General features: G+C 38.1%; 19 protein-coding genes. 5 read left to right on the top strand and 14 right to left on the bottom strand.

What is annotated here, in order from left to right; translation table 11 throughout:
* Nucleotides 1–50: 50 nt before the first annotated feature.
* The 7 genes from MUA90_RS10270 to opp3b form a co-directional block, all read right to left on the bottom strand.
* A complete protein-coding gene (locus MUA90_RS10270; RefSeq protein WP_262586721.1) occupies nucleotides 51–662 on the bottom strand; it encodes a GNAT family N-acetyltransferase in 612 nt (203 codons plus the stop codon).
* Nucleotides 663–685: 23 nt separating this feature from the next.
* The gene (locus MUA90_RS10275) at nucleotides 686–1,675 is read right to left on the bottom strand and encodes an MsnO8 family LLM class oxidoreductase (protein ID WP_262586723.1); all 990 of its coding nucleotides are present in this window, start codon (nucleotides 1,673–1,675) and stop codon (nucleotides 686–688) included.
* Nucleotides 1,676–1,844: 169 nt separating this feature from the next.
* Complete coding sequence (locus MUA90_RS10280; protein WP_262586725.1) at nucleotides 1,845–3,512, bottom strand: peptide ABC transporter substrate-binding protein; 1,668 nt, start codon at nucleotides 3,510–3,512, stop codon at nucleotides 1,845–1,847.
* Between the two features lie 13 nt (nucleotides 3,513–3,525).
* Nucleotides 3,526–4,569: an ABC transporter ATP-binding protein gene (locus MUA90_RS10285; RefSeq protein WP_262586727.1), complete on the bottom strand. Its 1,044-nt coding sequence runs from the start codon at nucleotides 4,567–4,569 to the stop codon at nucleotides 3,526–3,528.
* Nucleotides 4,559–5,641: an ABC transporter ATP-binding protein gene (locus tag MUA90_RS10290; protein ID WP_105993690.1), complete on the bottom strand. Its 1,083-nt coding sequence runs from the start codon at nucleotides 5,639–5,641 to the stop codon at nucleotides 4,559–4,561. Before MUA90_RS10290 ends, MUA90_RS10285 begins: the two co-directional genes overlap by 11 nt.
* Before the next feature lie 15 nt (nucleotides 5,642–5,656).
* On the bottom strand, nucleotides 5,657–6,724 hold the full coding sequence (gene opp3C / locus MUA90_RS10295) for an oligopeptide ABC transporter permease (RefSeq protein WP_262586728.1): 1,068 nt from the start codon (nucleotides 6,722–6,724) through the stop codon (nucleotides 5,657–5,659).
* Nucleotides 6,724–7,650 (bottom strand): oligopeptide ABC transporter permease, encoded by a 927-nt coding sequence (opp3b, locus tag MUA90_RS10300; RefSeq protein ID WP_105993688.1) that lies wholly within the window; start codon nucleotides 7,648–7,650, stop codon nucleotides 6,724–6,726. Before opp3b ends, opp3C begins: the two co-directional genes overlap by 1 nt.
* 283 nt (nucleotides 7,651–7,933) lie before the next feature.
* On the opposite strand from opp3b, the gene MUA90_RS10305 reads away from it, so the two are divergent.
* Nucleotides 7,934–8,308, top strand: coding sequence for a DUF3899 domain-containing protein (locus MUA90_RS10305; protein WP_262586730.1), 375 nt, complete (start codon nucleotides 7,934–7,936; stop codon nucleotides 8,306–8,308).
* Nucleotides 8,309–8,365: 57 nt separating this feature from the next.
* Here MUA90_RS10305 and MUA90_RS10310 read toward each other — a convergent pair whose 3' ends face one another.
* The 3 genes from MUA90_RS10310 to MUA90_RS10320 all read right to left on the bottom strand — a co-directional run bounded on the left by MUA90_RS10310 (nucleotide 8,366) and on the right by MUA90_RS10320 (nucleotide 12,093).
* Nucleotides 8,366–9,598 (bottom strand): MFS transporter, encoded by a 1,233-nt coding sequence (locus tag MUA90_RS10310; RefSeq protein WP_262586732.1) that lies wholly within the window; start codon nucleotides 9,596–9,598, stop codon nucleotides 8,366–8,368.
* A gap of 297 nt (nucleotides 9,599–9,895) precedes the next feature.
* Nucleotides 9,896–11,140 (bottom strand): beta-ketoacyl-ACP synthase II, encoded by a 1,245-nt coding sequence (fabF, locus tag MUA90_RS10315; RefSeq protein WP_105993685.1) that lies wholly within the window; start codon nucleotides 11,138–11,140, stop codon nucleotides 9,896–9,898.
* An 11-nt stretch (nucleotides 11,141–11,151) separates the two neighbouring features.
* Entirely contained in the window at nucleotides 11,152–12,093 is a 942-nt protein-coding gene (locus MUA90_RS10320) for a beta-ketoacyl-ACP synthase III (protein WP_262586734.1), read from the bottom strand.
* A 258-nt stretch (nucleotides 12,094–12,351) separates the two neighbouring features.
* Here MUA90_RS10320 and MUA90_RS10325 point away from each other — a divergent pair, with 258 nt between their 5' ends.
* On the top strand, nucleotides 12,352–12,555 hold the full coding sequence (locus tag MUA90_RS10325; protein WP_105993684.1) for a YjzD family protein: 204 nt from the start codon (nucleotides 12,352–12,354) through the stop codon (nucleotides 12,553–12,555).
* A 99-nt stretch (nucleotides 12,556–12,654) separates the two neighbouring features.
* Here MUA90_RS10325 and clpB read toward each other — a convergent pair whose 3' ends face one another.
* From clpB to MUA90_RS10340, 3 genes are all read right to left on the bottom strand, one after another.
* Nucleotides 12,655–15,261, bottom strand: a complete 2,607-nt coding sequence (gene clpB, locus MUA90_RS10330) for an ATP-dependent chaperone ClpB (protein ID WP_262586735.1) — start codon at nucleotides 15,259–15,261, stop codon at nucleotides 12,655–12,657.
* A gap of 238 nt (nucleotides 15,262–15,499) precedes the next feature.
* Nucleotides 15,500–17,353, bottom strand: coding sequence for an acyltransferase family protein (locus tag MUA90_RS10335; protein ID WP_262586736.1), 1,854 nt, complete (start codon nucleotides 17,351–17,353; stop codon nucleotides 15,500–15,502).
* A 310-nt stretch (nucleotides 17,354–17,663) separates the two neighbouring features.
* Nucleotides 17,664–17,972, bottom strand: coding sequence for a metal-sulfur cluster assembly factor (locus MUA90_RS10340; protein ID WP_105993681.1), 309 nt, complete (start codon nucleotides 17,970–17,972; stop codon nucleotides 17,664–17,666).
* Nucleotides 17,973–18,214: 242 nt separating this feature from the next.
* Here MUA90_RS10340 and MUA90_RS10345 point away from each other — a divergent pair, with 242 nt between their 5' ends.
* The 3 genes from MUA90_RS10345 to MUA90_RS10355 all read left to right on the top strand — a co-directional run bounded on the left by MUA90_RS10345 (nucleotide 18,215) and on the right by MUA90_RS10355 (nucleotide 21,044).
* Nucleotides 18,215–19,060 (top strand): Cof-type HAD-IIB family hydrolase, encoded by an 846-nt coding sequence (locus MUA90_RS10345; RefSeq protein ID WP_262586738.1) that lies wholly within the window; start codon nucleotides 18,215–18,217, stop codon nucleotides 19,058–19,060.
* Between the two features lie 114 nt (nucleotides 19,061–19,174).
* Nucleotides 19,175–20,497 (top strand): CoA-disulfide reductase, encoded by a 1,323-nt coding sequence (locus tag MUA90_RS10350; protein WP_262586740.1) that lies wholly within the window; start codon nucleotides 19,175–19,177, stop codon nucleotides 20,495–20,497.
* Nucleotides 20,498–20,648: 151 nt separating this feature from the next.
* Entirely contained in the window at nucleotides 20,649–21,044 is a 396-nt protein-coding gene (locus MUA90_RS10355; RefSeq protein WP_262586742.1) for a YisL family protein, read from the top strand.
* Between the two features lie 154 nt (nucleotides 21,045–21,198).
* Here the strand turns inward: MUA90_RS10355 and MUA90_RS10360 are convergent, their stop codons facing one another.
* On the bottom strand, nucleotides 21,199–22,110 hold the full coding sequence (locus MUA90_RS10360; RefSeq protein ID WP_262586744.1) for a fumarylacetoacetate hydrolase family protein: 912 nt from the start codon (nucleotides 22,108–22,110) through the stop codon (nucleotides 21,199–21,201).
* Nucleotides 22,111–22,172: the final 62 nt, after the last annotated feature.

Consider the following 22,172-nt stretch of genomic DNA (forward strand, 5'->3'; position numbering starts at 1 on the left):
TATACAAGTCAATGCGATAGTTTGTATTAAACACCTTTTATTGTAGAATTTCAGTTTAAATATTTTCTCATTTTATTCAAAGTTACTCTGACTACTGTCGTCTCCCCGACCTTTTCATAGCCTAACTTTTTATATAAAGCATTCGCTTTGTCATTGTATTGATTGACCGTCAGTGAAATTTTATCAAACCCTTTTTCTCTCGCTATGTTTTCAGCTGCTTTCAACAGCGTTTGGCCTACGCCGCGGCGTTGAAAATCTGAAGATACAGACAACATAGAAACATGATACTCATCTTCTTCTGCTTCTTTCAAGTTGATTAAAGAGAAAATAGATTTGTAATATATCATCAACTGCGGTACAACAAATATCCGCTTCAATGCTACAATCTCCACTACCGTCGGTACTAATGCTTTTTCTAATTCTCGGTACGGCATACATGTGATTAGTCCTGCCACTTGTCCATCAATCATCGCGGCAAGTGTATGCTCATAACTGAAACGATTCTTTCTCATTTGGTAAAGCTTTTGCATATAGTGTTCGATCACACCTTGATTATCGCTCCCTACCATCACATGGCATAAATTGCCGATAGCGATGTAGTTTAATGCGCCCGCCTCTTTAAATTCTGGTCTTGCAGATGTAATTTGTATTGCGTTGTTCACGTCAAAAATCTCCTTTGTTTCTATCAAACGTGCTCGGGTGCTAATTGTCTGACTGTGTTCATTCTCAACTTATGATTTGGAATCGGCATATGCAGCATCCATTCATCTATAAGTCCGCTTCGATTAATTTCATCTAATTTGCTAACTACTTCTTCCTTATTTCCGCTCATAATATGCATACGTTTCTCAACAACTTCAAATTTTTCATTGCTTTCAGAAAGATATGCATCGACTTGTGCTTTTGTATTCAAAACCGTACGCCTGCCATCTTCTGAAATCAGCTCATAATGTCTTTGAGAAAAACGAAACGGTAATTGATTGCCGTCTCTCGTAGTAATCATAACAGGTACGCTGACAATAAATCTTCCTTCAGGGTAGCGAGATTTATAAGCTTTTAATGCTTCTTCTAAATCTTCTTGACTCGAATTAATGAAAAATGCATATATAATACCGACTTTAGCTTCCGCTGCTTGAATCGCAGCATTTAAACTCGTCCCAAGCAAATAAATCGGAACACTTGGGTGGGTACTGTCTCTTTTAGCTGTTTTAAGTCCAGCATATTTTGAGTCTGGGTCGAAATTTTGTGTATTCAGTCCTCTTAAAGTCTCAAACTTTTCATTAAACGAAAGTCCATGCTCTTTTAAATCTTCTTTCAATATACCTGTTACTTTCGGGAACCCGCCAGGTGCTTTGCCCACCGCTAAATCTGCACGATGGTTTGATAATTCGTCAATCAAATGGAATTGTTCTATCACCTTCAACGGATGATAATGCATCAGCATGACACCGCCTGATCCAATGCGCATGTGCTTTGTCTGATTCAATAAATGCATCGTCAAAATTTCTGGTGATGTACCGATGACATCATTTAAATTATGATGTTCTGCGACTAAATAGCGGGTATATCCCAATTCGTCTGCAAGTTGTGCCAATTCTACCGTCTGACGCAGTGCTTCCTTTGAAGTTTGTTTTTTTGTAATTGGTGTTTGATCTAATATACTCACCGGCAGCATGTAACCCTCTCCTATTCTCTGCTCTTAAATTCATGCTATGGCTCAAAGATGAGAAAGTCAAAAACTATGATTTCACCATAATGACGAAAAAAAGAAAACACGGCCTAAATCGACCGTGTTTTCGATATTTAAATCCCCTTATTTTGTGAAAAATTTATCCCTTTGTTGATTACTCTTTATCTTTCTTTTTCTTGCCTGTTTCTCTATCGATACTATTATCGATATAGGCATGTTTTAAGGTTGTTTCTCCACCGATTTCATGGTAAACAATACCTTTCAGCTGAGGGTTGCGCAAACTTGCTGCACCTTGCTGATAAATCGGTGCGACTGGTGCTTCGCTTAACATCAGTTCTTCCGCATCTTTCAAATGATCGATACGTTTTTTTGGTTGTTTTAATAATGAACCGTTCGCTTCTTTTAACATACTATCGAATTTTTTGCTGCTCCAGTCTGTGTTGTTTTGAGCATTATCTGTTGTCATCGTATCTAAATACGTCATTGGGTCTGGATAGTCAGGTCCCCAACCAGATAAAGACATAGAGTAGTTCATTGTTAATTCGGCTGTTACCCTTTGTTTGAACGGTAATTGTTTGATATTTACATTCACACCTGGCAAGTTCTTTTCAATTTGTGATTTGATGAATTGGGCTGAAATTTTTGAACTTGGGGTATCTTCTGTATTTAATGTAAATGTAAATTCATTTTTGCCAAGTGCTTTTTTGGCTTTATCCAAATGTGCTTTCGCTTCTTTCGGATTATATTTCAATGGTGATTCAACCATATCAGCGTAATCTTTGCCATCAGGCAAGATTGCTGTTTTCTTCGATGTAAAGCCATCAAATGGTTTTGAACCATCGCCTAACACATTATCAACATACGCTTTTTTATCTATAGATTGGGCTATAGCGTAACGCATATCTTTGTTTTGGAATTCTTTTTGTTCTTTTTGATTTAATTTCAAGAAGAAAGTAGATGCTTTCAGGCGTTTGAACAATGCCGGGCTGTCTTTATATTTCTCTACTTGCTCTGATGTAATCCCTGCATTATCTACAGAACCAGTATCATATAAAGATGCACCTGCTTGTTGGTCTTTTAACACTTTGTAGCTGACTTTATCTAATTTAACAGCTTTTTTGTCCCAATATTTCGGGTTCTTTTTCATTAGAATTTTGTCTTCAACTTTCCAATCTGTTAATTCGAATGGTCCGTTGTAAACTGCTTTATCTGCAGTTGTCCCATACTTTTTACCATATTTTTTTGCTACTTTTTCATTTTGCGGCATATATGTTCCGAATGCGAGCATTTGATCAAAGTAAGGTAATGGTTTGTTCAGCTTAATTTGAAGTGTGTAGTCATCCAGTGCTTTCACACCCAATTTACTTGCTGGCAGCTTACCTTCGTTGATTTTTTGCGCGTTTTTCATATCGTACATAATGTATGCATATTCAGAAGCTGTTTCCGGCTTCAATGCTTTTTGCCAAGCAAATACGAAATCATGCGCTGTGACAGGGTCGCCGTTTGACCACTTCGCATTTTTACGCATTTTAATTGTTAATGTTTTACCGCCATCACTTTTCTTAGGCATGCCTTTGGCAATCGCCGGAATCGCTTGGTCGTCATCATCTAATGCATATAAACCTTCATAAACTTGGTTATAAATATTAAATGATACGGTATCTGTTGCAAGTACACTATCCAGCGTACTCATATCTTGTGCTAATACAGAACGGTAAACTTGTCCCTTGCCATCATAAATACCGCCGCCTTGACTGCAACCACTAAGTACAAGGGCTGCGATAATCAAAGTCATAGCAAATGAAATTAATTTTTTCTTCATCGCTTTATCCCCCTTACACCGTTTGTTGTAATCTTTGTCTTAATTCTTCTGCTTCTTCATCTGTCACAAAGACATAATGTCCAGCACTGACTTCCTGCAGCGTACGTCCCTTGTCTTTCTCTTTATCTTCTTTATAAGTCAGACGTGTTCTTGTACGTTCGCTTTCAGGATCTGGCTGCGGTACTGCAGATAACAAAGATTTTGTGTACGGATGTAAAGGATGGTTATAGATTTCATCCGCCGTACCTAGTTCTACGATTTTACCGAAATGCATCACTGCAATTCTGTCTGAAATGTATTTCACCATAGATAAGTCATGGGCGATGAATAAGAACGTAATCCCCTTTTCACGCTGCAATTTCAACAATAAGTTGACGACTTGTGCTTGTATCGAAACGTCTAATGCTGAGATAGGTTCATCTGCGATGATGAATTCTGGTTCTACAGCCAATGCGCGGGCAATACCAATACGTTGTCTTTGCCCACCTGAGAATTCATGCGGATAACGATTGGCATGTTCTTTGTTCAGCCCTACTGTTTCTAACAAGTCGTAAACACGCTTTTTACGTTCTCTCGTATTTTTTGCTAATTTATGAATATCAATACCTTCAGCAATAATATCCATGACTTTCAATCTTGGGTTCAATGAAGCGTACGGATCTTGGAAAATCATTTGGATTTTCTTATTGAATTTCAGCATATCTTTGCGTTTCTTAATATCTTGTATATTAACCCCTTCGTAATATACTTCTCCTGCTGTTGCATCATTCAGTTTGATTAAAGCTTTGCCGGTTGTCGATTTCCCGCAACCTGATTCGCCTACTAAACCGAATGTTTCCCCTTTGAAAATTTTGAATGAAATATCTTCAACTGCACGTACTTCATTGCGTTTGCCGACATTGAAATATTGTTTTAGATTTTTAACTTCTAACAATACATCTTGTGACGGCGTTTCATTGCGTTGTGCTTGAAGCGCTGCTTGTTCATGTTTTGTTTCTTCTTGCTGCTTAAGCGCTGTTTCTGATTCTGTAAATTGCTGCTTGTGATTATCCTTCATTGAACGCCACCCCCTTTTGTCGTTGCGGCTTATCGAACTTATTAGCCAGTTTTCTTTGACGCTGCTGAACCAGCAATGGCGGTTCAACTTTCGGTGCACGTTCATCCAACAACCAAGACTTTACAAAATGTGTCGGTGAAACTTTGAACCAAGGCGGCTCTTCTTTAAAATCAATATCTAAAGCATATTGGCTTCTAGGTGCGAAAGCGTCTCCTTTCGGCGGATGCAATAAATCCGGCGGTGTTCCTGGAATCGCTGTTAATTCAATATCATTGCCAGTTTCTAAATCAGGCATTGATGACAGCAAGCCCCAAGTATATGGATGCTGCGGATCATAGAAGATTTCATCGATTTCTCCTCTTTCAATCATTTGACCGCCGTACATCACTGCCACACGGTCCGCAATATTAGCAACTACCCCTAAGTCGTGCGTAATGAAAATAATCGATGTATCAATCTTTTTCTGCAATCTTTTCATCAAGTCTAAGATTTGTGCTTGCATCGTTACGTCAAGTGCTGTTGTCGGTTCATCCGCAATCAATACTTTCGGTTCGCATGCAAGTGCTGTCGCAATGACAATACGCTGTCTTTGCCCGCCTGAGAATTGGTGCGGATACGCTTTAAAACGTTCTTTCGCATTCGGCAAGCCTACCATTTCTAAAATCTCTAAAGCGCGTTTTTTCGCTTGTGATTTACTGTAATTTCTATGTTTAATCAGAGGTTCCATGACTTGTTTGCCGATTTGCATCGTTGGATTCAAAGATGTCATCGGATCTTGGAAAATCATAGAAATATCTTTGCCTCTTAATTTGATTAATTCTTTTTCAGATTTCTGTGCTAAGTCTTCGCCAAGGAATAAGATTTCTCCTTTTTTGATACGTCCTGCATCTCCTTGGAAGAGTTTTGTCAGTGCTTTTGTAGTCACTGACTTGCCAGAACCTGACTCTCCTACAATGGCAAGTGTTTCCCCTTTTCTTAAATAAAAATCAACACCGCGCACTGCCTGCACTTCTCCTGCATCAATATCAAAGGAGACATGCAAGTTGTTTACTTCTAATATTTTATCTGACATACCTTTTGCCTCCCTTTATTTACGCATTTTCGGATCGAATGCATCACGTAATCCATCACTGAATAAGTAGAAGAATAAGATTAATAAACTTAATACAACTGCTGGTATGAATAGTTCGTGCGGATGAATCAATAACATGGCACGTCCGTCATTTACAAGCGAACCTAATGAAGTTTTAGGTGCCGGCACACCAATACCGATGAAGCTTAAGAATGCTTCGAAGAAGATAGCACTTGGTACTGTGAACATTGAAGTTACAACAATCGCGCCAAGTGTGTTCGGTAAAATATGACGGAAAATCAATTTCCATTTAGAAGCGCCTAATGTACGAGAAGCAAGGACGAATTCTTGTCCTTTTAATTTTAAGAACTCTCCGCGTACCACACGGCTCATTCCGATCCATCCAGTAATCGCCATCGCTAAAATAATCGTCCAAATCGATGGTTCAAAAATCAATACGAATAAAATCACGACAATCAAGTTCGGAATCGAGGCAATAATTTCTATAATTCGCTGCATGACGTTGTCGACACGTCCGCCGAAGAAGCCGGATATCGCACCATAAACTACACCGATAAAGATATCGAGTGCTGCTGCGACAACCCCGATGAATAATGAAACTTGTGCACCTTGCCAAGTACGCGACCATAAGTCACGTCCTAGTTGGTCAGTCCCAAACCAGAAATTCTCTTTGACCCCTGCATCTTTATAAGCATCCGTGCCATCTGCCCCTTGTCCATCAAATGGCAAAAACGGAATTTTATCGAGTATAGGAATCTTAGCAGGAAGGTTACGTCTGTCGACATCTTGTTCAGCGTAATCATGACCACTCATCATCGGCCCTAACAATGCCATGATGATAATCAAAATCAAACCGATCATCCCGATAACTGCTAATTTATTGCGTCGCAACTGACTCCATGCATCTTGCCAGAAGTTCTTGCTTTCACGCTGAATCTCAGGTTCTCTTTCGATATCTTGTTCAGCTAAGATAAAGTTCGGCGCATTTTCCCCATCTGTTGTATGTGTAAGTGCCGCATTAGAATAATCTTCTCCATGCAGCTGGTCTCGTTTATCTGCCATTATTTCTTACCTCCTTGTACTCTAATACGCGGATCGATAATACCGTAGAGAATATCTACAATGAAAATCGATACGATGAATAACGTACTGAATAAAAGTGTGGTTGCCATAATGACAGAGAAGTCATTCGTTTGAATCGATCTTACGAATTGATCCCCTAGTCCTGGAACCCCGAAAATATTTTCGATTGTTAATGTCCCTGTTAAAATCCCCGCTAACATCGGTACGATGATAGTGATAACTGGAATTAACGCGTTTCGTAATGCATGTCCGAATAATACACGCATCATCGAATTCCCTTTAGCTCTTGCAAGCAAGATGTAGTCCGAACTCAGCACTTCGATCATTTCCGCTCGTATGTATCGTGCGACTGTCGCAAGTACTCCTGCTGAAAGTGCGAGTGACGGTAAGACTGCTGTGGAAATACCTTCCCAACCAGCTACCGGGAACCATCTTAATCTTACAGAGAAAACATATTGTAATAATACTGCTAATACGAATGATGGTACTGAAACTGCGATAACTGAAATTACAGTTGCTGAATAGTCCACCCATGTATTTTGTTTAGTTGCTGCCGCAACCCCTAAAATCAAACCTAGAATAATACCGATAACCATAGCCGCAAAGCCCATCTCCATCGATGGAATCAATCTCGGCTGAATTAAATCCCACACAGGCTGGTTATGATATTGGAATGACACCCCAAAGTCTCCTGTGACAACGTTTTTAAGGTAATGCAGATATTGCACGATGACCGGATCATTCAGACCATAAGTTTCGTTCAAAATCTCCTTTTGGTCTGCGCTCAGTTTCGCATCATTAAACGGTGAACCCGGCATCAATTTCATTAAGAAGAAAGTGATGGTCATGATAATGAATAGAGAAACAAGCATGTACCCAAAACGCTTGAGTATATATCTAAGCATTGACAATCCCCCTTATAAATACAAATTAAACATTCCCTTCTAATTATCAGAAATATTTTAATATTAGTATATCGGTAGTTTACATTTAAAATCAACAAAATTTTTTGAATAATTATAATGTTATAACAAAATGTTCCGCTATACATGTATAATAAAAGTTGAAGTATCAAGGTTTTGAAAAGATTTCATAATCCTGTATTTCTATGAAAAAACTTTATAGTTATGTTTAAATTATAGCAGTAAATTACTTTATAATTTTAATGTATTAAAGGAGCATAGTGTAATGCGTAAACATTTTCAGTGGCTTTTTTGGGTACTCATTTCTCCCCTTTTAAGCTTGGTCATTTGGCTTTTCAGAGAACATACTTGGAGCGGCTTTGTGGATGTCTTTTTTGTAGTCAGCATGCTGCTGTTTATTACAGGCTTTATCTTTGTACTGGTTCAAGACGGTATCTTTGATGCGACAAGCTATGGATTCAGACGCATCCGTTATCAAATGTCGAGTGCTAAACATCGTAAAGCACATGTCGATGACGAATTCATCAACCCTAAAAAAGTTAAACGAGACGTATACATCGTAGAAAAGTGGACAATTTATATGACACTCGTCAATGTCATCTTTGTTATTTTATCTTTATTAGCCATCTTTACGTTTTAACTCATTTTTAAAGCGCCGGAGTTCAATACTCCAGCGCTTTATTTTGTTGCTCGTATTTTATTGTTTTGCTGCTTGCTTTTGAAACAATACGATATACATAAATATAAATCCGATCAGTACAACACCCCCGGTGAACACAGACATCATCCAAGGAGTTAAGAAAGCACCTAGAATCAAACCGAATCTCGCCAGTATGTTTGCACTCCTTATAGAGAGTCCGCTTACTGAAGCATAGACACCTCTTTGGTCTTCAGGTGTCATTTTAAAGCGTTCTGCATTATAAATCGGCGAATACACCAGCTCTCCTAAAGTCGCAATAAAAGCAAACACCAAAATCCAAAGTAAATCGTTCGATGAAGTCAGCCAAGCATAACCTGCGGTATACAAAATAATACCCGCAATAAAAATACCGCGTTTAGAATAACGTTCCACCCATGCATTCACTTTGAAAGTCAACAACACAACCGTGATCGTATTCACAATCATAATCAAAGTAAAAATACGGACACTGCTGATTTCAATACCGAGTATTTCTACAGGAACAAATGTCTCTTTCAGACGGACAATTACATAAGAGTCTAATGAAGCTTCTGCCATGAAGACAAAAGCAAAACCTATCATCAGCATCATATATGATTTATCTTTAAATACATTCAAATACCCTTTCGCAAATTTCTTTACGACTGAGTCTAATGAATCATGATGCACTGCATATTTTTGCTGCACGTCATAGAAAAAGATAAACGCACCCCAGCTCAATAATGTTGAAACCAGCAACAACCCTAGCAGCAGATGACGATGTTCTTCATATAATAACGCCCCTAAAAGCATACCTAACGCCATGGCCACATTGCTGATCCAGTAAAAGAGTCTAAAGATATAGTCTCTCAAATCAATAGGGATTGCATCCATGATTGCTGCTTCAAATACAGGCGATTCTAATGACATCAATAATTCATATACAAAGAATGCCATACAAAACAGTACTAGCCCTAACTGATGCTGATTAATCGTCAGCAGCATTACCGCCAGTGCAATGACTAAAACCAAATGAATCCAGCTGATTGTCTTTTTACGTTCAAAATGATCTGAAATATAACCGCCTAAAAATGCTAGAAAGAATCCGGCGATAATCGTCGTAATTAAAAAAGTTCCCGCAAACACCGCATTGACCATTGTAGTTAAATACAGCGCCATAAACGGTAATATTGCAGAAGAGGTCACTGTGAAAATAAAGTCGCAAAATATTCTTGCCTTCAATGTTGAAGAGAGTTGTTTAAATTGATGCATAGGCTTCTCCTTTTCTCTGACAGAGTAATTTACATTATACACGATTATTTCTTAACTAAAATAACAAGTTATGACTTCGTAAAATTTTCCCACTATTATATAGAAGAAACTCGAAATATTTACCTCTTTTTTCTAAATAAACCATGCAATTTCATGCTGAATTTTATCAAAGCATACCATATCTTTATTTCCCCTGAGGGCTATTGTACATCTGAAAAGGACAAAATAAAGCTAAAAAAGCGTTTGAAACACTATTTTAGAGCTTCAAACGCTTTGAAAAATGATTAAATATATTAATTAGTCTTCGAATTTTTTCAATACTAATACCGCGTTATGACCGCCGAAACCTAAGCTGTTGCTCATAGCATATGTGATTTCTAGATCTTGCGCTTCGTTTGGTACGAAGTCTAAATCACATTCAGGGTCTGGTGTTACGGCATGAATTGTCGGTGCGACTTTGCTGTCGCGGATAGAAAGTGCTGAGAAAATAGCTTCTAAACCGCCTGTTGCACCTAATAAGTGACCTGTCATTGATTTAGTTGAGCTGACTTTTAGAGTTTTCGCTGCATCGCCAAATGTATTTTTGATGGCTAATACTTCGTTCAAGTCGCCGACAGGTGTACTTGTACCATGCGCGTTCAAGTATTGAACGTCTTTTGGTTCAATGCCTGCATCATCCATAGCTGCTTTCATTGCACGAGAGCCGCCTTCGCCTTCTGGCGCTGGTGCTGTGATATGATAAGCGTCGCCTGTAGAACCGTAACCTACGATTTCTGCATAGATATTGGCACCGCGTGCTTTTGCGGATTCTAATGATTCAATCACTAAAATACCTGCACCTTCACCCATTACAAAGCCGTCGCGGCCTTCTTGGAATGGTCGGCATGCTGTTTCTTTATCATCATTTGTAGATAAAGCACGGCTTGCGCTGAATCCAGCAATTGCCATGTGTGTAATCGGTGCTTCACTGCCGCCTGTAACCATCGCATCTGCATCGCCGCGTTGGATGATTTTGAAAGCTTCTCCGATTGAGTTAGTACCTGTTGCACAAGCAGTAACTGTAGAACCGTTAGGTCCTTTAGCACCTAAATCAATAGATACTTGTCCAGTTGCCATGTCAGGAATCAACATTGGTACGAAGAAAGGACTGACACGACGCGGTCCGCGATTAAGCAATTGACTGTGGGCAACTTCGAATGTTTCCATACCGCCAATACCTGAACCGATCCAAACACCGATTCTATCCGCATTCGTGTCGTCAATATCTAATTTTGCGTCTTGAACAGCTTCACGTGCAGCAACGACTGCATATTGTGTGAAACGGTCCATACGACGTGCTTCTTTTCTATCAATATAATCTTCAATATTGAAGTCTTTTAATTCTCCGCCTAAATGTACATTGTAATCAGATGTGTCAATACGAGTGATCTCATCAATTCCATTAACACCTTTTAAAGCGTTTTCCCATGACGTATTTGCATCATTACCTAGTGGAGATAATGCGCCAACTCCTGTAATTACAACGCGTTGCTCTTTGCTCATACCTTATCCTCCTATTTTCCCCATCTTAATGTGATTGCGCCCCAAGTCAGGCCGCCGCCGAAACCGACTAATACTAAGACATCGCCGTCTTTAATTTTGCCGTTTTCGAGTTCTTGTCCAATACTTAACGGAATAGAAGCCGCTGAAGTATTACCGAATCTATCTACTGAAACACTCATTTTCTCTTTTGGAATGCCTAAGCGTTCACGAGCTGATTCCATAATTCTGATGTTAGCTTGATGCGGAATGAACATATCAACGTCATCCGGAGTAATACCTGCTTTTTTAACGACATTCAAAGATGCTTCCGGCATAATACGAACCGCAAACTTAAAGACTTCTCGGCCGTTCATAAAGATCTTGCCGTTCTCTGGATTTAAATATAAATATTTTCCGCCTCTGCCGTCAGAACCCATTTCATAACTGATAATACCGTGTCCTTCAGATACTTCACCTACTACTGCAGCACCAGCGCCATCACCGAATAAAATGGCAGTCGAACGGTCTGTTAAATCCGTAATCTTAGAAAGTTTATCTACGCCGACTACTAATATATTGTGATAGTCTCCTGACTGTATGTACTGTTTTGCAGTGATTAATGAATACATAAATCCTGAACATGCTGCTAATTGGTCCATTGTTGAAACTTTACCTAATCCCAATCTTTCTTGCAGCATATTGCCGACAGTAGGAAATGGATAGTCTCCTGTTGAAGTTGCGACAATAACCATATCTATATCTTCAGGTTCAATACCTGCATCTTTGATTGCTTTTACACTAGCTTCATACGCAAGGTCAGATGTTTCTTGATCTTCGCTTGCCCATCTACGTTCTTTTATACCAGTCATTTTAGAAATCCATTCATCTGATGTTTCTAAAAAAGACTCAAAATAGGCATTGTCTACTACTTTTTCTGGAACATAAGTCCCAAAACCTTTAATACCCACATTCATGGTTTTACACCTTCTTAAAAATAATTTTAATACCAGGTATTAATTTATCATATTCTACTTTTTGAATACAAGTGCTTTATCATCATTCATTATGGAATTACTTATCCTATTATAATATTTGATTGTCCGTATCACAATAAATGTGATATTTTGAATAGCAAACACTGCATTTATCGTAACCGATTTCCTGATTTCACTATACAAAGCAACCACTCTAATTTATAATTAAAGTAAAGATATTTTATGGAGGCACAACAGATGAGATACATTATGGTACTATTCTGGTCTATTTTGCTGCTAGAAATGGTTAACTTCGTATTAAACAGTTTAGCCGGCGGCGGTCCGTTAAATATGATTCTTCCATTAGTATTAGCGGTAATTTTTACAATTGTTGTCGTTATCTTAGATGCTCTTATGAAACCGATTAAACAATCTGCAGCATCGGAAGATAACCATCATTAATTTTATGAACGATCAATCCAGCATATATTGCTGGATTTTTCTTTTGCCAAAAAACAAACAGCCCTATCGTCTGATAAGGCTGTTCTTTCATATAGCATATTAAATTTGTGCTTCTTTAACATTGAATTGCAAACCGTCATCATCTAAATCTACAGTAATTGTAGTACCTTCAGGTAATGATTCTTTAATCATCATGCGTGCAAGCGGTGTTTCAATTTGACGTTGTACAAAACGTTTTAATGGTCGTGCACCGAATTGCGGTTCATAAGCTTCTTCGCCTAACCATTTTTTCGCTGTATCTGATACTTCGATTGAAATACGTTGATCTAATAATCGAATATTCAATTCTGTTAAAATTTTATCTACAATCATACTCATATCATTAATAGATAATGGACGGAATAATACAATATCATCCATACGGTTCAGAATTTCTGGTTTGAAGTATTGATTTAAGCTGTTCATCACTGCTTTTTCTGTTGATTCAGTAATGACACCTGTTTCTTTCACTTGTTCTAACAAGATTTGAGAACCGATGTTGCTTGTCATGATAATAATTGTGTTTTTGAAATCTACATTGCGGCCTTTAGAGTCTGTTAAATGACCTTCATCCAACAATTGAAGCAATACGTTAAAGACATCTGAATGTGCTTTTTCAACTTCATCTAAAAGAATTACTGAATAAGGATTGCGGCGTACCGCTTCTGTTAATTGTCCGCCTTCATCATGACCGACATAGCCTGGAGGCGCTCCGATTAAACGAGAGACAGAATGTTTTTCCATATATTCACTCATGTCGATACGAATCATGTGTTTCTCTGAATCAAATAATGAAGAAGCTAATGCTTTAGCTAATTCTGTTTTACCTACACCCGTAGGTCCTAAGAATAAGAAGCTTCCGATTGGACGATTAGGGTCTTTAATACCTGCGCGTGCACGAATAACTGCATCAGATACTAAGTCCACTGCTTTATCTTGACCTACGACTCTTTCATGCAAGATATCGCCCAAGTGTAATAATTTTTCACGTTCGCTTTCTACAAGTTTAGTCACTGGGATACCTGTCCATTGACTGACAATATCTCCGATTTCTTCATCTGTAACAATTTCACGGATAATACGATCACTGTCTTCTGATTGTCCATCTTGGAAAGCATCTTCTAATTCGCGTAATTCTTTTTGTAATTTAGGAATTTTACCGTGTTGCAATTCAGCTGCTTTTTCTAAGTTGTAATTGTTTTCAGCATCCTCTAATGCTTTACGGCTTTCATCTAATTCTGCACGTTTTTCTTGGAGTTTAGAGATTTTTTCTTTCTCTTGTTCTACACGTGATTGGATTGCTGCTTGTTTTTCTTTTTCGTTAGATAATTCTTCTTGCAGCTCTTTTAAGCGTTGCTGGCTGACACTGTCTGATTCATGTTGCAACGCATTTTCTTCAATTTCCAACTGCATAACACGACGGTTCACTTGGTCAAGTTCTGTCGGGTTAGATCCCATTTCTGTACGAATCGTTGCACACGCTTGGTCTACTAAGTCAATCGCTTTGTCCGGTAAGAAACGATCCGTAATATAGCGGTCTGAAAGTTCTGCCGCAGCAACTAACGCACGGTCTTGAATACGTACACCATGATACACTTCATAGCGTTCTTTTAAGCCGCGCAGAATTGAAATGGTATCTTCAACATCTGGTTCAGATACACCTACTTTTTGGAAACGGCGTTCTAATGCGGAATCTTTTTCGATATATTCACGATATTCATTTAAAGTTGTCGCACCGATACAATGCAATTCACCACGTGCAAGCATAGGTTTCAACATGTTGCCTGCGTCCATCGCACCGTCTGTTTTACCGGCACCGACTAACATATGAATTTCATCGATAAAGAGAATAATACGGCCATCCGCATCTTTGATTTCTTTAAGTACCGCTTTCAAACGCTCTTCGAATTCACCGCGATATTTCGCACCTGCCACAAGTGCACTTAAGTCTAATTCAAAGATTGTTTTATCAAGCAGTGATTCCGGTACGTCTTTTTTAACGATACGTTGTGCCAACCCTTCGACAATAGCAGTTTTACCTACACCAGGTTCACCGATAAGTACCGGGTTGTTTTTAGTTTTACGGCTTAAAATACGAATCGTATTACGAATTTCTTCGTCACGTCCGATGACAGGATCCATGTTTCCTTTTCGGACTTCTTCTACTAAATCACGACCGTATTTTTCAAGCGCTTCATAGTTTGCTTCTGGGTTTTGAGATGTCACGTGATTTCCCCCTCTTATTTTCTTAATGATTTCTTTGATTACTTCATCTTTGTTTCCGACATGTTGTTTAGTTGTATCGTCGACTGCCATAGCAGCTAATAAGACATGTTCCATTGATACGAAGTCATCATCATATTCTTGCATAATCGCTTCTGCTTTATTAAACAGTTCGTTGGTTTTGCTGCCGATATATTGGCCATATTGAATATTATCGCCTTTCACTGTTGCGTGGCGTTTTAGTTTATCTTCATACGCTTTTGATAAAGCATCTGTATCAATATTTGCACGTTCTAATACACTATTGAATAAACTTTCTGGTTCTTTTAATGCGGCAGTCAGTACCGCTTCAATTTCCACATTTTGCTGTTCATGTGCTTGTGCAATCTGAATTGCCTGTTGCAATGCTTCTTGCACAGCATAGGTCATCTTATTTGCATCCATTGACTTCACCTCTGTTACTCAGTATGCTAAGCAAGTTTTCTTTTGACTTTGACTTACTTTGACCTTACACCTAGTATAGAGCATTCGTGCTTTTGATTTCAACTTATAACGCTTTAGAACCACTACTTTTTTTACCCTTTTTCTCTTAGTCATAACATCTTTGACTTTCGCATACTCAATCCTGTAAATATAAAGAAACTGAAGTCAGGCGTTGATCCCGACTTCAGTAGTTTAAACATTATTTATCTTTTTTATCCAGACCCATTGTTTTGATAATTTCATCTGATAAAGCTTTAACACCCGGATATTCTAAGTGGATACCATCTGGTGCAAAGTATTCAGAATGGCCTGCAGAGCGTTTATACCAATCGACTAACTTAACATTTTTATGTTCTTTTGCGGCTTCTTTCATCAATTGGTTGACATGTCCTTCATATGAACGCGGTACACGTGTATTGACTAAATAAACATTAGCTTTGCCGAATGAAGCAATGACATCATCTAATTGTTCTTTATTAAAGTCGCCGTTTGTACCTAATTCAATAATGACATTGTCGCCTTTTTGATTATAGTGACTGTACTTTTCATTGATAAGCGGTTTGGCTTGGAACATATTACGTCCGACTTTACCGTCAATCACGGAATTCGGAACTTGTTCTTTAAATCTTTCGCCGATATCAACCATTACAGAATCACCGATTAATAATGGCTTGACATCTGTATAGACATCAAGTTGTTCTTCTTGCTGCTTGCCGCCGCCATTGCCGAGGAAGTCCATTTTGCCATAAGGCACTGGGCGCACAACAAACTTATCGATTTCATTCGTATTGAATTGTGTCGCTTTATCCTCTGTTTTATCTTTACCGTAGTGATCAAATACTCCAGCCAATATAACAGCAAACGGAATAGTAATCACCAGCAAGCAAATCCAGCGAACCAAGACACGTTTTGATTTTGCTTTCAATGACAGCATTTTGAAGCCTTGTTTTCTAAATGGAGTTTCAACATATCGATAAGAGAACTCTGCCATACCTAATGTAAGCAGAACGTCCACAATGTATACCCATGCCGGAATTTGACCTGCCACAAAATGGCGATGTATCAAGACAGTGACTGGGAAATGCCAAAGATATAAACTGTATGAACGCTGTCCGATATAAACAAATACCGGGTTGCCCATAAATCGTGCTAATAAACCGCTTGGATGTACAACACTTGCGATAAGGAACAATGTAATTCCTGAGATTAAATAGAATCCGCCATTGTAAATCCAATAGCTTTGGTCTTCAACTACGACAAACAGACCAAGCAGAATAATTAAAGCTAACGTTCCCATAATATCTACTGCCGAACGTACCGCAAGCGGCGGATCTTTTTTCAATCTGTTCGGCGGCCAGAAGAATGCTAAAATGACACCCAAAAGCAATGTCTGCAAACGTGTATCCGTACCGAAATAAACACGTGAGAAGTTCATGTCGGGTTGTGCAATCACTACCATTGCTAATAATGATGCTAATGATACAATCCAAAAGATTAATACCACTTGTTTATGTTTTTTAATTTTTGCCAACAATAATATAAGTACTAACGGGAAGAACAAGTAGAATTGTTCTTCAATCGCTAATGACCATAAATGTTTTAAAGGTTCAAATGAAAACTGATCAAAGTAATTCACATCTTTTGCGATATACCACCAGTTAGATACATAGAAAATGGCCGCAATCGCATCGTGTTTCACTTTCACAATTTCTTCTCGTTGGAACAGCAGCGTTAATATTGTTGTGACACTCACCACAAACAACATAGCTGGAATCAGACGTTTTACACGTCTATACCAGAAACGCTTTAAACTGATTGTACCTGTTTGCTTATACTCAATTAATAAGAGACTTGTGATCAAATATCCTGAAATAACAAAGAACGTATCTACACCAAGAAATCCGCCAGATAACCATTGTTTGTTCAAATGGTAAATGATTATCCCGATGACTGCTATAGCTCGTAATCCATCAAGGCCAGGCATATAGTTCATTTTTTTCGGTTTCGCAGGTGACGTGCTGTTCTTAGATGAACTTCGTTTCAAATTACTCATGCACTTACCTTTCTTTCTATTATTAGATTTTCCATTACTCAGTACAGTTCACTACTCGTACCGCTTTTTTACTTCTTATTTACCAATTGTAATAATAATGTAATAATCTTGCAATATCAAGATATTTTATGCTCATGTAATTAATTCTTTTATTTAGAAAGAGCCACACAACCAAATGTAACAATTTTGTGAACTTTTTCCTGATAACACTATAAATAAAAAGAAACGACCTATCGTTTTCAGCTGTATTTTTCGCTTTAAACAAATAAGTCGTTTCTGTATATTTATCTCACTTACGCAATAGCAATCCTTAGCTCACGCCTAATGCAATTTTAGCGTAACGTGACATCATGTCTTTGTTCCATGGCGGATTCCATACGATATTAACTTCTGTATCTTGAATCTCAGGAATTTCCGCAAGCACCATTTTGATTTGTTCAATGATTTGCGGTCCTAAAGGACATCCCATTGACGTTAATGTCATTTCAACTTTACATAAACCGTCATCTTCAAGATTAACTTTATAGATTAACCCTAAGTTAACGATATCAATGCCTAGTTCAGGGTCGATTACGTTTTCTAATGCACCTAAAATATTATCTTTTAATGCTTCCTCCATTATATTCACCTCTCTAAGCAATAATCATTAATAACAATATATCAAATATCCGACAAAACTCCAATAAAATGCTATTATAGGAATACACTCAATTAATGAGTCTTACCATCAGCAGCAACAATGTTTTGTTTAACTGAGCTTGGAAGAATAAGGCAATTCAGCCTTCGCTCCGCTCTATGTTTATTGACGTTTTACAACGTTGCTTGATTATAATTTCAACTTAGCATTAAGGAGAATATATTATGGAACCTTATTTAATTTGTTTGGATTTAGACGGAACATTATTGAATGACGAGAAAAACATTTCACCTTATACATTTAAAGTTTTACAAACACTCAAAGCACAAGGCCACCACATCATGATTGCGACAGGCAGACCTTTCAGAGCCAGCCGTCCTTATTATGAGCAATTAGGATTGACAACACCGATTGTCAATTTTAACGGCGCATTTGTTCATAATCCGACGGATTCAGATTTCCCAATCACGCATGAAACTTTGGATCCTGATTTAGCTTCAAGCATTATTGAATCGTTACGTACGATGCAAGTTAAAAATATTATCGCTGAAGTAAAAGATCATGTGTATATCGATACTTATGATGAACACCTATTTGAAGGTTTCTCGATGGGGAATCCGAAAATCGAAACAGGCGACATTGTCAGCCAGCTGAATGAAGCACCGACTTCAATCTTGATTGAAGCTGATGAACATATGATTCCAAGAGTAAAACAAATGTTATCACGCTTCTATGCTGAAAGTATCGAACACCGCCGCTGGGGCGCACCTTTCCCTGTTATCGAAATTGTAAAACGGGGTATAAGCAAAGCAAGAGGTATTGATAGTGTGACAGAAGTACTCGGTGTCGACCGTAACCACATTATCGCTTTCGGTGATGAAGATAACGATACTGAAATGATTAAGTATGCCAAACACGGTATTGCGATGGAAAACAGCTTGAACGAGCTGAAATATATCGCAAACGAAGTCACATACTCTAATAACAATGACGGTATCGGACGTTATTTAAATGACTTTTTCAGTCTCAATATTCCTTATCAATCCAATGCCAATGTGCATTCTTACTAATTTATAGATTTTAACTTATTCAAGGTTTGCAAGTGTAACATTCGTATTTTCATCCCACACTTCGCATCAAACCTTGTTTTTTTATACAATCATATCTTTTATGGAGGTTATGCAATGACACACATTATTATTGTAGGCGGTGTAGCTGGCGGAGCTACAGCGGCCAGCCAATTACGCAGATTAAATTCCGACTTTAAAATTACCGTGTACGAAAAAGATAGAGACGTCACTTTCGCAAACTGCGGTCTGCCCTATTATTTAGGCGGTATCGTTCACTCGCGAGATGAGCTTTTAAATTATACACCAGAAGACTTTAAAGCAAACAAAGATATCGACGCTCACGTTTATCACGAAGTCATCGGTGTCAATCCGCAAAACAAAACTGTTACAGTAAAAAACAGAACGTCAGGCGAAACATTTGAAGATAGTTATGACAAATTAATTTTAAGTCCCGGGTGCCGTGCAAACCGCTTACCGCTTGATACTGATATGGCCTTCACATTGCGTAACTTAGAAGACACAGATGCGATTGATCAATTTATCAAGCATCATGATGTGAAGAAAGTCTTAATTGTAGGTGCCGGCTATATATCATTGGAAGTACTTGAAAACTTGCATATCAATGGTTTAGAAACGGTATTGATTCACCGCTCAGAAAAAGTAAACAAATTGATGGATCAAGATATGAATCATGTCATCTTTGATGCGATGGATGAACGTAATATTGATTATCGTCTTAATGAAGAAATTGATAAGGTAGAGGGAAAAACTGTACACTTCAAATCTGGCAATGCAGAAGATTTCGATATGATTATTGAAGGCTTAGGTATTCTGCCGAACACTGAGTTCTTTGAAGACACTGATATAACATGTAACGAGGATGGCTATATTCCGGTCAATGAGTATTTCCAAACGAATTATGAAGATATTTATGCTATCGGAGATATCGCATCTTATTACTATCGCCATGTCGATTTGCCGACAAGTGTCGCATTAGCTTGGGGAGCCCACCGCGGTGCAAGTATCGTTTCTCAGCATATTGCACACCAAACAGCACCGCCATTCAAAGGCTTCCTAGGTTCAAACGCTGTAAAATTCTTTGATTACACACTGACAAGTGTCGGTGTTACACCTGATGACTTAGAACACTTTGATTATGAAATGGTAGAAAATGAACAGCTCAGTCATGCAGGTTATTTCCCAGGTGCTGAACGTATCCACTTGCGTGTTTACTTTGAAAAAGGATCACGCCGTATTTTAAGAGCAGCCGCAGTCGGCAAAGCTGGTGCAGATAAACGTATTGATGTATTATCCATGGCAATGCAAAATCAACTTACAATTGATGAGCTGACTGAATTCGAACCTGCCTATGCACCGCCGTACAGTTCACCAAAAGACATTATTAATATCATAGGTTATAAAGCACAATCAAAATAATCTTTAAAAATTTGTATTAAAAATTAACGTGAAACCGTTCATCTTTCACATTCTATACAAAATCCAACATTAAGAACATTATAATAATTATAATCAAGCACTGTATGTATGTTATGATGAATACGGAATATCGAAGAAATGGGGAAAATACATGTTACATTTACACATTTTCAGTTGGGTCATCGGTATTATTTTATTTATCGCAGCATATTTAAGTTTTACATCTTCAGGTGCCCCTAAAAAAGCTTACAAACCATTACACATGGCATTACGCTTATTCCTATTACTGATCTTATTCAGCGGTGTTTGGCAAATTGTTGTAGAATTTGCGACAGCGACAGGAAGCGCACACATGCTATTAACATTGAAAATGGTATGCGGTGTTGCAGTTGTGGCATTAATGGAAACTACATTAATCCGCAAACAACGCGGCCAATCACATAACAGACTTTTCTGGGGTGTTATTGTCTTAATTATTATTACTATGGCATTAGGTATTATCTTGCCTGAAGGTCCGATCTCAAGTATGTTCGGTATTGGCCAATAAGCAATAGGAACTCATCACAATTATGTGGTGAGTTTTTTTATGTCGACACAAAAAATAAAGCAGCAAGCCGAATGCAGTTTTCCACTGCAATCAACTTGCTGCTTTTAATCAACTGCTGTCTCAAACAGCTTGATGAAAGTAAGGTATTTATATTTTATTCTTCTTCTTTTGCGATAAAGTTTGTTAATGTACCGATATTATCGATTGTCACTTTCACTTCATCACCTGGTTGTAAATATTGCGGAGGATTCATGCCTGCACCTACACCAGATGGTGTACCTGTAGCGATAATATCACCAGGGTGCAATGCGACGAATTTTGAAATCTCAGCAATTAATTCATCAATTTTCAAGATCATTTGACTTGTATTGCCGTCTTGACGGATATCATTGTTGACTTTAGTCACAATGTTTACGTCTTCAGGTGTCGGCAATTCATCTTTTGTGACGATATAAGGACCCATTGGGCAGCCGCCTGTTAAACTTTTAGATAAGAATGCTTGGTCTTGCTGGCGTTGTGCTGTACGGTCTGTAATATCGTTAATGATTGTATAGCCGTATACATAGTCTAATGCCAGACCTTTAGGAATTTTCTCTCCAGATTTACCGATTACAACCCCTAATTCACCTTCGTAATCAAGTGTATCTGTAATATCTTTATGGTTTGGAATTGTTGATTCATCACCAGTTAAAGATGATGCTGCTTTAGTGAAGACATAAAGTCTTTCAACACTATGATTCAACTCATCTGCATGTTCTTTATAGTTACGGCCAAAAGCAATGACATTATTCGGCGGAGTAACCGGCGGTAAAAATTCTACATCCGCAAATTGTACTTTATAGTCTTCAGAGTTCGGACTATCTGTTGCTGCAACAACTGCTTTACGCACTTGTTCTTGGAAATCTAATGTATGGTTTTGTTCTAAACCTTCTAATAATGTCTTAGGATGGAAGTCGCCTTCGCCAAAATCAGCTAATACTTTTCTTAAATCCCAAGCTGCTTCTTCACGTTTTACTTTTACACCATAAGATGTTTCATCATTATGTTTGAATGACAAGAATTTCATTCAATATCAGCTCCTCATCTCAATCTTAACTTACATTATAACTTTATTTTCAGAAAAATAAC

The organism is Staphylococcus sp. IVB6181 (genome assembly GCF_025561445.1).
GTDB lineage: Bacteria > Bacillota > Bacilli > Staphylococcales > Staphylococcaceae > Staphylococcus > Staphylococcus simulans_B.